This is a genomic window from Sphingomonas guangdongensis (assembly GCF_900199185.1).
In the GTDB taxonomy this organism is placed as follows: Bacteria; Pseudomonadota; Alphaproteobacteria; order Sphingomonadales; family Sphingomonadaceae; genus Sphingomonas; species Sphingomonas guangdongensis.
Genome location: NZ_OBMI01000002.1, coordinates 952,713 through 966,499 on the forward strand (window position 1 = coordinate 952,713; position 13,787 = coordinate 966,499).

The window sequence follows — 13,787 nt, forward strand, 5'->3', positions numbered from 1 at the left end:
CGCGATGAAGCTCGATCTCACCTCGCTCGGCCTGGGTGGCGGCGGCGGCTCGGCCCCCGGCAATGGCCGCACTGCGGCGGCGGTCCGGACAGTCGAGGGACTGCTCTACCCGGCGAAGCGCCAGCGGCTCGACGACGCGTCCCGCGTGGTGCGGGTCGGGCTGATCGCCGCGGCCGGCTTCTTCGGGTTGCTGCTGCTCTTCTCGCTCCTGGTGCCGATCTCCGGCGCAGCAAGCGCGGCGGGTGAGGTCACGACCAGCGGCTCGCGCGTGCTGATTCAGCCGAGCGCGAGCGGCGTCGTCGCCGAGCTGCTGGTCACCGAGGGCCAGTTCGTCCGCGCCGGCCAGCCGCTCCTCCGCCTCAACGGGGTGCGCTCGGGCGCGGCCGCCGAGCAGGCACAGGCGCGTCGCGACGGGCTTCGAGCGCTGCAAGCGCGGCTGACCGCCGAACGCGACGAGCTGGAGGCGGTCGCATTCCCCGCCGACCTGACCCAGCGCGCAAACCAGCCACATGTCGCTGGCCTGCTCCAGGCGCAGAACGCGATCTTCGCCCGCCACCGGGAGCTGCTCGCCGCCGAGCGCACCTCCGCGTCAACCCGCAGCGAAGGCGCGGAGGCGCAGCGCACCGGCGCCGCTCAGCAGCTGGCTTTGATCAACGAGGAGCTGACCGGCATCCGCAAGCTCTACCGCCGGGGCTATGCGCGGAAAACGCAGGTACTGGCGCTGGAACGCGCTGCTGCCGAGCTGCAGGCGCAGCAGGGCTCAGGCGCGGCGGGCGTCGCGGAGGCGCGGCTCGACATCGCCCGCGTGCGCAGCCGCCAGGCGATGGACGTCGTCAACCAGCTGGCGCAGGTCGACGCGCAGCTGGCGCAGGTCGATCCGGCGCTCCGCGTCACCCGCTACGATGCGGAGCGCGACCTGCTCCGCGCGCCGGTCGACGGCCAGGTCTCCGGCGTCACTCGGCTCGGCACCGGCACGGTGGTGAGCGGCGGCACGACCGTGATGGAGGTGGTGCCGAGCGGCCGCGCGCTGATCGTGGAGGCGCTAATCCCGCCCGCCGACATCGACGACGTTCGCCTGGGGTCCACCGCGACGTTGCGCTTCACGACCATCAACCCGCGCGCGCACGGCAGCTATGAGGGCAAGGTGATCGCGTTGTCGCCTGCCCGCGTCCCCGGCGCGGCGGAGGGAACCAGCGGCTTTCGAGTGCAGGTCCGCGTTGCCGATCCCGGGGCGCTGGAGCGTGACGCCGTGCGGCTCCAGCCCGGCATTCCCGTCGCGGTCCAGGTCCGCACTCACGACCGCACACTCTTCAATTACCTGTTTGCTCCCGTCGGTGACGCAATGAGCGGTGCATTCCGCGAGGAGTAGTCTGGTCGAGCAAGTCAGCGCTCAGCAGCGTCAATTTGAGTGCGTTCTGCCGAACAGCTACCATGAACAAACGACTGCAAATCAAGGGCACAATCTGCCCTTGAACGTCCGAGATTGGGTCGAAGCGGGGCGGGGATCTTGTGGCGGAGGTAGAGGATGCCGCTGCGCGGGTCGCGCCACATGCCCTGGGCAGGTCCTTGGCCATGGTCTCGAGTTTCCGGTGTACTCGTCGGATGTACCCGCGCGAGCACTAAGAGACCGGCGATTCCGCCAGAAAATGCGAGGATGGTGACCCCTACGGGACTCGAACCCGTGCTTCAGCCGTGAAAGGGCCGCGTCCTAACCACTAGACGAAGGGGCCGAGCGCTCGGCACCGGCCGCGGTTAGGCAAAGCCGCCTCGCCGGTCAAGCCGTTGGCCGTGCTCAGTCCGCCCAGGCCGCGTCGTCCAGGTGCAGTTCCGCGGCGGGACGGCTCGACCAGTCGTCAATCCGGGCGCGTCCGGCGAGCCATAGCCTGCGGTGTGACGGCGCGCCGAGCAGCGCGGCGCCGAGCGGCGTGTCCGCGCCGCGGAACGCCATCGCCTTCAGGCTGCGCCCGTCCGCGCCCGCCGCGATCGCGCGGACATGGCCGTTTCCGACGACATCGGCCTTGACGATCCGGACCGGCCCTGCGGCGACCCGCGGCTGCGGCCAGCCCATGCCGTAGGGACCGCCCTGCTCGAGCGCGGTGACCAGGTCGGGGCAGACGCCGCCGGGCGCGAGCACCGCGTCGAGCAGCAGCGAGCGGTCGCCGTGCGCCGCCGTCACTGCCTCGCCCAGGCGCTGCTCCAGGAAGTCGGCAAAGGCGGGAACCGTATCGGCCGCGATCGTCAGCCCGGCAGCCATCGCGTGCCCGCCGCCCGCGATCAGCAAGCCCGCCTCCTTGGCGGCAAGCACCGCGGCGCCCAGGTCGACGCCGGGGATGGACCGGCCGGAGCCCTTGCCGATCCCCGCCTCATCAATCGCGATCACCACCGCGGGGCGATTGAGCTTCTCCTTCAACCGACCGGCGACGATGCCGATCACGCCGGGGTGCCAGCCCTCGCTCGCGACAACGGCGACCGCGTGCTTCGCCGAGTGGCTTTCCGCTTCCGCCTGCACCGCCGCCTCGATCGCGCGGCGCTCTTCGTTCAGCCGGTCGAGCTCGGCCGCGATCGCGTGCGCCTCTGCCGGATCGTCCGTGGTGAGCAGGCGAACGCCCAGGTCCGCCGCCCCGACCCGGCCGCCGGCATTGATGCGAGGCCCGAGCGCGAAGCCGAGATCGGTGGCGGTTGGCGCGCGGGTGAGCCGCGACGCGGTGATCAGCGCATCGATGCCGGGATTGCGGCGCTGCGCCATCACCTTCAGCCCCTGCGCCACGAAGGCGCGGTTGAGGCCGCGCAGCTGCGCCACGTCGGCGACTGTGCCGAGCGCGACCAGGTCGAGCAGATCTAGAAGCCGCGGCTCGGGATGCGTATCGAACCAGCCACGGGCGCGCAGCGTTCGCAGCAGCGCGGCGCCGAGCAGGAAGCAGACACCGACCGCGGCGAGATGGCCATGCGCGGCGCCGGCCTCCTCGTCCAAGCGGTTCGGATTCACCAGTGCGTGCGCGCGCGGCAGCGTGCTCGCGCACTTGTGGTGATCGACCACCAGCACGTCGACCCCGGCCGCGTGTGCCTCCGCCAGCGCGTCGAATGCCTGCGCGCCGCAGTCCACGGTCACGATCAGGCTCGCGCCCTCGCGCGCGAGGCGCACGAGTGCCTCGCCCGAGGGCCCATAGCCTTCCATCAGGCGATCGGGGATGTAGGCGCGGGGGCCGAGGCCGAGCTGGCGCAGCAGGCGGATCAGCAACGCCGCCGAAGTCGCGCCATCGACGTCATAGTCGCCGAACACCGCCACCTGCTCGCCGGCGGCGACGGCATCGGCAAGCCGTTCGGCCGCGCGGTCCATGTCGCGGAAGATCGACGGATCGGGCATGAACGCGCGGATGGAGGGCGTGCGGTGCGCGTCGAGAGCGTCGTGAGCACAGCCGCGGGCGAGCAGCAGCCCGGTCACCAGGTCGTCCGGCACCAGCCCCTCACGCGCGTCGGCGGCGAGGCCGCGCCACCGCCAGGGCTGACCCATGATCGAGCGGTGGATGCCGAGAACGGGCGTCATCCCAGGCGTGTAGGGCGACGCGAATCCAAGCTCAAGAGGTCGGCGCGCGGTCGCTGCTGCTGCGCCGGATAGCTCGGCTATCTGAACCAGTGCGCCTCTCGGAACCACTTGGTGACGATGTACTTGACCCCCTTTGTCACCGCCGTCCCCTCGTGGAGCGTCAGCGGATTGGGACTGCCGTCCAGACGCATGTTGTTCCAGGTGAGCAGCAGGCGCTTGCGCGGCGGGATCCGGATTCCGGCCTGCGGGAACCAGGTGGCGCCGCCCTCCGCCACGTCGCTCAGGTAGATCATGGCGGTCCAGGTGCGCTGCCCGCCCTCCGCCTTCATCCGCGGCCAATAGGGCTGGTTCTCGTGGAAATAGTCATGGTGGGCGCGGAACTGCTGCCCCGGCGCGTAGCGTTGCCCCTGCATCGTCTCGCCATGTTCGGGCGCGATGCCGAGCAGCGCGGCGATCCGCTCATCGATCGGTTGCACCGCCGGCGAGAAGCGGGCGAGGTCGCAGCTCTCGCTGGTGCGAAAGGTCGGGTCGGCGTTCTCGGTCAGCAGGGTCGAGGGCCGCTTGCCCGCGTCGATCAGACGACAAAGGGCGTCACACTCCGCATCGCTCAGGAAGTCGGGATAGTAGAAGACGTCGGCGGTATCGACCCGCGCCTTCCTGACCGCCGGATCGGCGGCGAGTTTCCGGCTCACGCTCGAGCCGACTGCGGCGCGGATGGGGGAGGGCTGATCCGGGTTCTGGACGGTGAAGGCCATGGCCGCACTTGGCCGAAGCAGCGGCCCCAAGACAAGAGGCCGGCCGCGCGTGGCGACCGGCCTCCGCCGAACGGTTTACCAGAAGATGTCGTAGATCACGTCCACCACTTCGCCGCTGTAGGTGTCGACCAGCAGCGCGTCGTTGTAGTAGCGGACCCAGCGGAACGGACCATCGACCGGTGGCAGGCGATAGGTCCACGGGTCGTTGATCCAGTAATCCTGCGCGAACAGGATCGAGCCCAGCGTCACGCCGATACCGAACCGCTGATAGCCGTAGTTGTATCCGCGCGGCGCGTAGTAGCGAGGCAGGCGGTACAGGTTGCGGTTGCTGTTGCGCCACGACTGCCAGTCGTAGCGGCGATCACTGCGCCAGCCGCGGTTCCAGTCGCGGTCGCCGCCGCGGCCGCCCTGCGCCCAGCCGCGTCCGTCTGACCAGCCGCCGCCGTTCCAGCCCGGCGTGTCACGTCGGTAGTCGCGACGATCATCGCGGCGGTCGCGGCGGAAATCCTGGCGATCGTCGCGCCGGTCCGCCCGATAGTCGCGACGGTCGTCACGCCGGTCGGTCCGGAACTGCTCGCGGATCACCTGCCCGTTGGCGAGTGCCGCGCGATCCTGGAAGCGTTCGCGGGCGAAATCGCGTCGGTCGTCGCGGCGCTCGCGGGCGAAGTCCTGACGATCGTCGCGACGCTCGCGATTGAAGTCGCGGCGCTCACCCCACTCGCGACGCCCCTGCGCGAACCCGCGATCGGCGCGGGGCGCTTCAGGCGCGGCGACTTGCGGCGCGGCACCAGCGTCTGGCCGACGCTGCGGGATCGGACGATCCGGACGCGGCTGAGCCTGCTGCGGCGCGGCCTGCGCGCGCTCGGCACGACGCGCCTGCCAGTTCTCGCGCGCCTGACCACCCTCGAAACCGCCCGGCCGTTCGGCCCGCGGACCACGGCCGCCGCCACCCTGCGCCGCCTCGCCGCGATTGCCGCCGCGGCGGCCCTGCCACTCCTGCGCGCTCGCCGCCACCGGCATCAGTGCGGTCGCGGCGATCAGCGCGACCAACAAGGGCTTCTTCATTCCGCTACACTCCACTGACCGGCACGCCGGCATTGACGATGATGGGTAAGTAGCACCGGTGGGATGAGCCGTGGCTGAATTGCGCTGAAAGCGATGCGTCAGGAATGGTCAGCGTCGCGGCGGTGGTGGCGCCAGCGCAGGCACGTCGCGCGCCGCCTCGGCCGGGTCGGCGTCGGGGCGGGGCGTGGGGGCGATCGTCTCGTCACCGCGCGCGATGCTGGCGGCCTGCAGCACCGCATCGACCAGCCGGGGATAGATGCCGCAGCGACACAGGTTGGTCAGCACGCGGCGGACGTCTTCCTCGGTCGGGTTCCGGTTGGTGCGGAGCAGCGCTTGCGCGGTCATGATGATGCCGGGGACGCAGAAGCCGCACTGCACGATGTTGGCGGCGAGGAAGGCCTGCTGGAGCGGGTGGCTGCGCTCGCGCGACAGCGCCTCGATCGTCGTGACGAAGCTGCCCTCCAGGCCGCCGATCGCCACCGTGCACGATCGCACCGCCTTGCCGTCGATGTCGACGGTGCACGCGCCGCAGTCGCCGCTCTCGCAGCCGTGCTTGGTCCCGGTCAGGTTGGAGGCGTCGCGCAGCGCCCAGAGGAGCGGCGTGTCGGCCGCCATGCGATACTCGACCGGCTGGTTGTTGACCGTGAAGCGCGTCATGTCGCCCGGTTAGCACGCCGCGTGCCCGCATCGAAAGGCATGGGGAACGGCGGGCCGCCTGCCGTGTTTGTCGCCGGTGCAAGGGCAGAGTGACGGAGGACCCAATGGCAAAGGTGCTTGGCTCGTTTTCGATCACCTCGGAGGCGGACGGCTACGTTCTCCACCTGGAGGATGAGGACGGCGAGACGCTGGAGTTCAGTGCGACGCTGGAGCAGCTCGACGAGATCACGGAAGCGATCGAGGATCAGCTCGAGCTCGAGGACGAGGCGGACGAGTTGCCGCTCGACGAGGATGACGAAGAGGAACTGCCCGACGAGAACTGACGCCTAGCGCCGCGGCGCTGGCGGGGCAGGAGGTTCCGGCGACAACGGGCGAGGCCCGTCCGCTGTCACGTCCAGCAGGGCATCCCCGCCGAGCGTCCGGTACAGCGCGACCAGGTTCTGCGCGCGGACCAGGCGGGTTGCCGCGAGCGACTGCTGCGCCTGGTAGAAGGAGCGCTGGGCGTCCAGGCTCTGGAGGAAGGTGTCGATCCCGCCGCGGTAGCGCTGTGTCGCCAGATCGTAGTTGTCCCGGGCCGCCGCGACCAGTTCCTGCTGCGCGCGCTCCTGCTCGGTGATCGTGCCACGCCTGGCGAGCGCGTCGCTGACCTCCCGGAACGCCGTCTGGATACTCTGCTCATAGGTGGCGAGCGCGAGGTCACGCTGGGCGCGGGTCTGCTCCACGCCGGCGCGGCCCGCCCCGGCGTTGAAGATGTCGTAGGATGCCGCGCCGCTCGCGTTCCAGCCGAAGCTGTCGCCCGAGAAGAGCGACCCGAGCGCGCCGCTTGCGAAGCTGGCGAGGCCGGTCAGGCTGATGCGCGGAAACAGCAGCGCGCGCGCCGCGCCGATCCGGGCGTTGGCGGCGCGCAGGCTGTACTCGGCCTGGACCACGTCGGGTCGGCGCAGCAGTACCGTCGAATCAAGCCCGGCCGGCAGCTCCGCCAGCGACGGAATGACCGTGTCGATCGTGTCCGGTAGCGCCGCAGGGTCGATCGGCGCACCGACCAGCAGCTGGAGCAGATTCGCGTCCTGCGCCAGCGCGGTGCGCTGCTCGGCGAGGTCGGACTGCGCCTGGCGAAGCACCAGCTCGGCCTGGCGCAAATCGGTGCGCGGCGCGATCCCGCCCTCCAGCCGCAGCCGCGTGAGGCGGACGCTCTGCTCCGCGCTGCGCGCCGTGTCCTCGGCGATCCTGAGCAGGCTGCGGTCGGCGGCGTAGGTCAGCCAAGCGTCGGCGATGTCGCCGACCAGCGTCAGCCGGGTCGCCCGGGCGGCGGCTTCCGTCGCGAAATACTCTTCCTGCGCGGCCCGGGTGAGGGAGGCGACGCGACCGAACAGGTCCAGCTCGAACGCGGTTGTGCCGACACCGACCTGGTAGGAGTCGCTGAACCCGCCGCTGCCGTCCGTGACGACGGTGGAGCCGCCGTTGTTGCCGGTGCCGCCGTTGTTGCCCGTGCCGGTCCCGGTGCCCGGATTCGTTCCGGTACCGCCCGTGCCGCCGTTGCCGACGCCGGTTCCCGTCCCCGGGATCGTGGTGAGGCTCGAACTGCCGCCGTCGCTGGCTCGGGCGCTGGCGGTTGCGGCCAGGTTCGGGAAGCGGTCGGCGCGCTGGATGCGGTACTGCGCGCGAGCGATCCGGATGTTGGCGGCGGCGGCACGAAGGTCACGATTATTGACGAGCGCCTGCTCGATCAGCCGCTGCAGCCGCACGTCGCGGAAGATGTCGCGGTAGGTGACGGCGGGCAGCGCCGCCTCGCTCTGGCGCAGATAGGCGTCGCCGACCGGCCAAGACAGCGGCACCGGCGGGGCCGGCCGCTCGTAGCGAGGGGCAAGCGAGCAGGCCGGGGCGAACAGGGCGAGCAGAACGGCCGCCCGCCTCACGCCGGCTGCTCCGCTGGAGCGTCCGGCTTGCCGCGGTGGCCGGTTGGTTGACCGCGCAGCTTTGCGAGACCATCCCGCACTCCGCGCCGGACCAGCACGAAGAACAGCGGAATGTAGAAGATTGCGAGGACCGTGGCGGTGAGCATCCCGCCAATCACCGAGGTGCCGATCGCAATACGGCTGTTCGCACCTGCACCGGTCGAGATGGCGAGCGGCAGCACGCCGAAGATGAAGGCGAGGCTAGTCATGAGGATCGGACGAAGGCGCAGCTTCGCCGCCTCAAGCGCCGCGTCGATCACGCGCGCACCCTTGCGCTCCGCCTGTTCGGCGAACTCGATCATCAATATCGCGTTCTTGGCGGCCAGGCCCATGGTGGTGAGCAGCCCGATCTGCAGGTAGACGTCGTTTTCCAGTCCCCGCAGCGTCACGGCGAAGATCGCGCCGACCAGACCGAGCGGAATGATCAGCAGCACCGCCGCCGGGATCGACCAGCTCTCGTATAGCGCCGCGAGGCACAGGAACACGACCAGCAGCGACAGCGCGTAGAGGATCGGCGCCTGTCCGGACGACAGCCGCTCCTGGTACGACAGCCCGGCCCAGGCAACCGAGACCCCCGGGATCTGTCCGGCGAGCTCGGCGATGCGGTCCATCGCCTCGCCCGAGCTGACGCCCGGTGCAGCCTGGCCGCTGAACTCGAAAGCAGGGACGCCGTCGAAGCGCGACAGGCTCGTCGGCGCCTGCGACCAGCCGATCGTCGCGAAGGAGGAGAAGGGGACCATTTGGTTGTTCGAGCCCCGGACGAACCAGCGCGACAGATCGGCCGGATCGGAACGGTAGGGCGCATCCCCCTGCACGTAGACGCGCTTCACTCGGCCGCGGTCGAGGAAGTCGTTGACGTAGCGCCCACCCCAAGCGGTGGACAGCGTGGTATTGACGTTGGCCTGCGTGAGACCGAGCGCGGCGAGCTTGTTCTGGTCGATATCGACCTTCAGCGTCGCGATGTCGGGCAGGTCGGTGAGGCGCACCGCGCGAAGCTGCGGATCACTGGTCGCCGCGGACAACAGTCGTTCGCGTGCGGCGACGAACTGTTCGCGGCTGAGCCCGCCCGAGTTCTGGAGCTCCATGGTGAAGCCGCCGGTCTGGCCCAAGCCCCGGATCGCGCCCGGCACCAGCACGAACACTTCCGCGTCGCGCAAGCCCCGGAACGCGGCGGTGGCGCGATCGGCGATCGCGTCGGCTCCGTTCTCCGTGCCCTCGCGCTCCGCCCAGTCCTTCAGATTGATGAAGCCCTGGCCGGTGTTCTGCCCCGACGCGCCGCCGCCGCCGCCGCCAGCGCTGGTCAGCATGACGTCGGTGTTCCGGCCCTCGGTGCTCAGGAAGTACTTGACGACCTCCTGCTGCACTTCGCGGGTGCGGACCTGGGTGGCGCCCGCGGGCAGGCGCATCTGGACCTGGACACGGCCCTGATCCTCCGTCGGCAGGAAGCTGGTCGGCAAGCGGAAGAACAGGATCACGAGCACCGCGAGGACCGCGAGGTAAATCAGCAGGAACAGCCACTTGCGGTCGATCACGCGTTGGGAAAGCGTAACGTAGCGATCGGACAGACGCTCAAAGCCGTGGTTGAACTTGTCCCCGATCCGCCTGGTAAAGCCGGCAGCGCGCGGAAAACGGCGGTCCGCCCAGCCGTTACCATGCTCGCTCTTCTGCTTGAGCAGGTTGGCGGTCAGCGCGGGGCTCAGCACCAGCGCGACCACCACCGAAAGTACCATGGCCGCGACTATGGTGATGGAGAACTGCCGATAGATGACGCCGGTCGAGCCGCCGAAGAACGCCATGGGAAGGAACACGGCGGAGAGCACCAGCGCGATCGCGATCAGTGCGACGGTGATCTCCTTCATCGATTCGATCGTCGCCTCCTTCGGCGACATCTCTGGGTTCTCCTCCATCAGCCGCTCGACGTTCTCGACGACGACGATCGCATCGTCGACGAGCAGGCCGATCGCGAGCACCAGGCCGAACAGCGTCAACGTGTTGATGGAGAACCCGGCGATCGCGAACACGCCGAAGGTGCCGAGGAGGACGACCGGAACGGCGATCGCGGGGATCAGGGTCGCGCGCCAGCTCTGCAGGAACACGAACATGACGATGACGACCAGGATCACCGCCTCGATCAGGGTCTTCACCACCTCCTCGATCGACAGCTTGATGAAGGTCGTGGAGTCGTTGGGATAGGCGTAGGCGAGACCGGGCGGGAAACGTTTCGCCGCGTCCGACATGAACGCCTTGACCGCCTCCGCCGTCGCCAGTGCGTCGGCGCCCGGTGCCAGGTTGATCGCCATGCCGGCGCCCGGGCGATTGTTGATCAGGCCGTAGGAGCTGTAATTCTCCTGCCCCAGTTCGATCCGGCCGACGTCCGACAGCTTCACGGTCGCGCCGTTCACCTGCGTCTTCAGGATGATATTGGCGAACTGCTCGGGCGTCTGGAGGCGCGACTGGGCGGTGACCTGCGCGTTCAGCATCTGCTCGGACGAGTTGGGCAGGCCGCCGACTTCACCCGCCGCAACCTCTGTATTCTGCGCCTGGATGGCGGTGACGACATCGCCCGGCATCAGCTGATAGCTCGCGAGCCGCTCCGGATTGAGCCAGATCCGCATGGCATAGGGCGCGCCGAACACGTTGGTCTCGCCGACCCCGTCGACGCGGCCGAGCGCGTCCTGGAGGTTGGAGGTCATGTAGTCCGACACGTCGGCGTTGGTCCGCCGCCCGCTGGTGTCGTACACCGCGACGATCATCAGAAAGTCGGGGCTGGACTTGCTGACCCGGACGCCCTGCTCCTGGACCTGCTGGGGCAGCCGGGGCAGCGCCTGCTGTATCTGATTTTGCACCTGGACCTGCGCGATGTCCGGGTCCGTGCCCTTTTCGAACGTGATCGCGATGCTGACCGACCCGCGCGAGGAGGAGGTCGAGATGAAGTAGAGCAGCCCGTCGATCCCGGTCAGCTGCTGCTCAAGCACCTGGGTGACGCTGTTCTCCAGCGTCTCGGCCGACGCGCCGGGATAGGTAGCGCGGACGTTGACCTGCGGCGGTGCGACATCGGGATACTGCTCGATCGGCAACGACAGCAACCCGCCGAGCCCCGCCAGCATGATGACGATCGAGATGACCCAGGCGAAGATCGGCCGGTCGATGAAGATGCGCGAGATCATTGGGGCGCTCAGCCGCCCTTCTTGGTGGCGGCGTCGCCCTGTTCACCCTGCGGCGCGCGGACCGGTTGCGGCGTGTTCGCCGGCACCGCCCGGATGGTCGAGTCGGGGCGCAGCCGGCCAAGCCCCTGCGTAATCACCCGATCGCCGGTCTTGAGCCCGGCGGTGACGACCCAGAAGCGGCCCTGCGCGCGCGCGGCGGTCACGGTGCGCAGCACCGCCTTGTTGTTCGGTCCGACCAGCTGGACGGTCGCCGACCCGCGCGGATCACGCGTCACCGCCTCCTGCGGCACCAGGAACGCCTGCGTATTGATCGCCTGGGTGAAGGAAGCGCGCACGAACATGCCGGGCAGCAGCACGCCCTGCGGATTGGGGAAGCTCGCGCGCAGCGCCACGGTTCCGGTGGTCTGGTCGACCGTCACCTCCGCGAACTGGACGGAGCCGGCGTAACCGTAGTCGCTGCCGTCCTCGAGCTTGAGGCGGACCTGCGCGGTCGCCGGCGCGACCTCGCCCTGCTGGAGCGAGCGGCGCAGCGCGAGCAGGCTGGCGCTCGACTGCTGGATGTCGACGAACATCGGGTCGAGCCGCTGGATCACGGCAAGCGGCTCGGCCTGCGTGCTGCTCACCAGCGCGCCGACGGTGAACAGGCTGCGCCCGATCCGGCCGGTGATCGGCGCAGGCACGCGGGTGAAGGAGAGGTTGACACGCGCCGTCTCCAGCGCGGCGCGGCTCTGCGCAACAGTCGCGGCGGCTTGACGCTGGGTCGCGACCGCGTCCGTATAGTCCTGGCGACTGACCGCCTCCGCCTCGGCGAGCGGGCGGAACCGCTCGGCCCGGATGCGCGCGGCCTCCAGCGTCGCGGCGGCGCTTGCGACATTGGCGGACGCCTGATTGGCGGACGCTTGGTAAACCCGCGGATCGATCTGGTAGAGCGTCTGCCCGGCGCGCACCAAGCTACCCTCGGTGAAGAGGCGGCGGCGGATCAGTCCCGTGACCTGAGGGCGCACTTCCGACGTTTCGAATGCCGCTGTGCGGCCGGGAAGCTCGGTTGTGACGGGTACGGAGGTTGGCTGCACGACGACGTAGCCGACCTGGATCGGGCCACCCTGGCCCTTGCCCTTCGCCTTGGGTTCGGAGTCGGCGCTACCGCAGGATGCGACAAGGGCGACAGTCGCGGCCAGCGCTGCCGTGCGAAGAACATTAAACCCGCTCACGGACCCTCGAAACAAACGCAATCCCATCGGGTTGCACGATGTGCGGCAATTGCTGCGGCGGTGCAACAAAGTTTGGGAAGCTACCTAATGGTCGGCGGTTGCCTCGACCGGCGCCACAGCAGGAGGCCGCCGGCGGCGAGTGCCATGATTCCGCGCGTCCGCCGCTCGGGCCGGGTCACGAGCGCGATCCCTGCCGAGAGCAGCGCGAGCGGTGCCGTACCGACGGGCACGCCGGCGCGCTTGGCCGCCGACGCCGCCACGCGCCCGGCGACGAGCGGCGCAATTGCGCGGCCGCGGGCGCGGGCCGACTTCGGCGTGACGGCGGGCGTGCGCTGAGTTGGGGCAGGCGTCGGTTCGCCGCGCGGTGCCTTGTCGTCATCACCCACCACATGATCCGCGGTGTAGGCACCGCGGGTGCCCAGCGGCCGGGCGGCGCCTGTTGTGCTATCCTGCGCGGTTTGGTGCTCGCATTCGGCGTTGAGCTCAGCGCCGAGCAGCAGGATGTAGGACGACAGGTAGAGCCAGGTCAGCAGCACCACCACGGCACTGAGCGACCCATAGGTAGCGTTGTAGTTGCCGAAATTGGCAACATAGATGCCGAAGCCGAGCGTCAGCAGCAGCCAGCCGGTCGCCGCCAGCAGCGAACCGGGCGTAAGCCAGGTCCAGCGCGCCTGGTGCCGTGAGGGGCCGAAGCGGTAGAGCGCGGCCGCCGCCGTAGCGCCTGCGAGGGTCATGACCGCGTAGGTCGTGATCTTGCCGACCGCCACCACGATCCCTGGCGCGGCAGGCAGCACCTCCTCCAGCGCAGCAAGCGCGCCGATCGCGACCACGGCGACCAGGATAGCCGCCACGCCTGCGGCGGTCATCGCCAGCGTGGTCAGGTTGAGCCAGATGAAGCTGCGCTTCTCTTTTTCCTCATAGGCGATGTTGAGCGCGGTAATGATTGCGCCCGCGCCGTTCCGGGCGCCGAAGATCGCGAGCGCGAGCGCGAGGAGGAGGCCCAGACCCTTCTTGCCGTCGGAGGTCTGAACGACGTTGAGCAACTGTTCGCCGATCAGCAGCGCGGCGTCGCGCGGCATCGCCGCGGCCAGCGCGCGGACGTTGGCGATCACCGTTTCCGGCGTTGCGATCAGGCCGTAGCTCAGCACGATCGCGCCGAGCACGGGGACGATCGCGAGAAAGCCGTAGAAGGCGACGCCCGCCGCGACCAGGCCGATATTGTCGGCGGACGCTTCGTTCCAGGCGCGCAGCAGCACCGCCTTCCACGCCGCCCCATCGAACTGCCACGGCGTCGTCGCCGCCCGGCCGCTGTTCTGCGCCATCTGTCCCCCAGTCTGCCGCCGAACAACTTGCGGGCGGGACGGCCGTTCCGCGGGAACAGCGACGGCGCCTGCGCGTCCTTGCACCCCGAACTCTCCACGGCAAGGATCAGG

General features: G+C 69.7%; 10 protein-coding genes and 1 tRNA gene. 2 read left to right on the plus strand and 9 right to left on the minus strand.

Translation table 11 applies throughout. From position 1 onward, the window contains the following. Window positions 1-4: 4 nt before the first annotated feature. On the plus strand, window positions 5-1,369 hold the full coding sequence (locus CRO12_RS11805) for an HlyD family type I secretion periplasmic adaptor subunit (RefSeq protein ID WP_144033600.1): 1,365 nt from the start codon (window positions 5-7) through the stop codon (window positions 1,367-1,369). 286 nt (window positions 1,370-1,655) lie between these two features. On the opposite strand, the gene CRO12_RS11810 is transcribed toward CRO12_RS11805, so the two are convergent. The 5 genes from CRO12_RS11810 to CRO12_RS11830 form a co-directional block, all read right to left on the minus strand. Then, window positions 1,656-1,730: transfer RNA gene (locus CRO12_RS11810), tRNA-Glu, on the minus strand. Between the two features lie 62 nt (window positions 1,731-1,792). After that, window positions 1,793-3,544, minus strand: a complete 1,752-nt coding sequence (gene recJ, locus CRO12_RS11815; RefSeq protein ID WP_097064186.1) for a single-stranded-DNA-specific exonuclease RecJ — start codon at window positions 3,542-3,544, stop codon at window positions 1,793-1,795. A gap of 77 nt (window positions 3,545-3,621) precedes the next feature. Then, a complete protein-coding gene (locus CRO12_RS11820; protein ID WP_097064187.1) occupies window positions 3,622-4,299 on the minus strand; it encodes a 2OG-Fe(II) oxygenase in 678 nt (225 codons plus the stop codon). 75 nt (window positions 4,300-4,374) lie between these two features. After that, entirely contained in the window at window positions 4,375-5,364 is a 990-nt protein-coding gene (locus CRO12_RS11825) for an RcnB family protein (protein ID WP_097064188.1), read from the minus strand. A 108-nt stretch (window positions 5,365-5,472) separates the two neighbouring features. Further along, the gene (locus tag CRO12_RS11830; RefSeq protein ID WP_097064189.1) at window positions 5,473-6,021 is read right to left on the minus strand and encodes a (2Fe-2S)-binding protein; all 549 of its coding nucleotides are present in this window, start codon (window positions 6,019-6,021) and stop codon (window positions 5,473-5,475) included. A 104-nt stretch (window positions 6,022-6,125) separates the two neighbouring features. Here CRO12_RS11830 and CRO12_RS18040 point away from each other — a divergent pair, with 104 nt between their 5' ends. Further along, window positions 6,126-6,344 carry a hypothetical protein gene (locus CRO12_RS18040; RefSeq protein ID WP_097064190.1) on the plus strand — a complete coding sequence of 73 codons (219 nt, stop codon included), beginning with the start codon at window positions 6,126-6,128 and terminating at the stop codon, window positions 6,342-6,344. A gap of 3 nt (window positions 6,345-6,347) precedes the next feature. Here CRO12_RS18040 and CRO12_RS11840 read toward each other — a convergent pair whose 3' ends face one another. Genes CRO12_RS11840 through CRO12_RS11855 form a run of 4 tightly spaced genes read right to left on the minus strand, consistent with a single transcriptional unit; the run spans window position 6,348 to window position 13,676 of the window. After that, window positions 6,348-7,937: an efflux transporter outer membrane subunit gene (locus CRO12_RS11840; RefSeq protein ID WP_097064191.1), complete on the minus strand. Its 1,590-nt coding sequence runs from the start codon at window positions 7,935-7,937 to the stop codon at window positions 6,348-6,350. Continuing rightward, window positions 7,934-11,143, minus strand: coding sequence for a multidrug efflux RND transporter permease subunit (locus CRO12_RS11845; protein WP_097064192.1), 3,210 nt, complete (start codon window positions 11,141-11,143; stop codon window positions 7,934-7,936). Before CRO12_RS11845 ends, CRO12_RS11840 begins: the two co-directional genes overlap by 4 nt. Before the next feature lie 8 nt (window positions 11,144-11,151). After that, window positions 11,152-12,381 carry an efflux RND transporter periplasmic adaptor subunit gene (locus CRO12_RS11850; protein ID WP_097064193.1) on the minus strand — a complete coding sequence of 410 codons (1,230 nt, stop codon included), beginning with the start codon at window positions 12,379-12,381 and terminating at the stop codon, window positions 11,152-11,154. Between the two features lie 53 nt (window positions 12,382-12,434). Continuing rightward, complete coding sequence (locus CRO12_RS11855) at window positions 12,435-13,676, minus strand: YihY/virulence factor BrkB family protein (RefSeq protein ID WP_097064194.1); 1,242 nt, start codon at window positions 13,674-13,676, stop codon at window positions 12,435-12,437. Window positions 13,677-13,787: the final 111 nt, after the last annotated feature.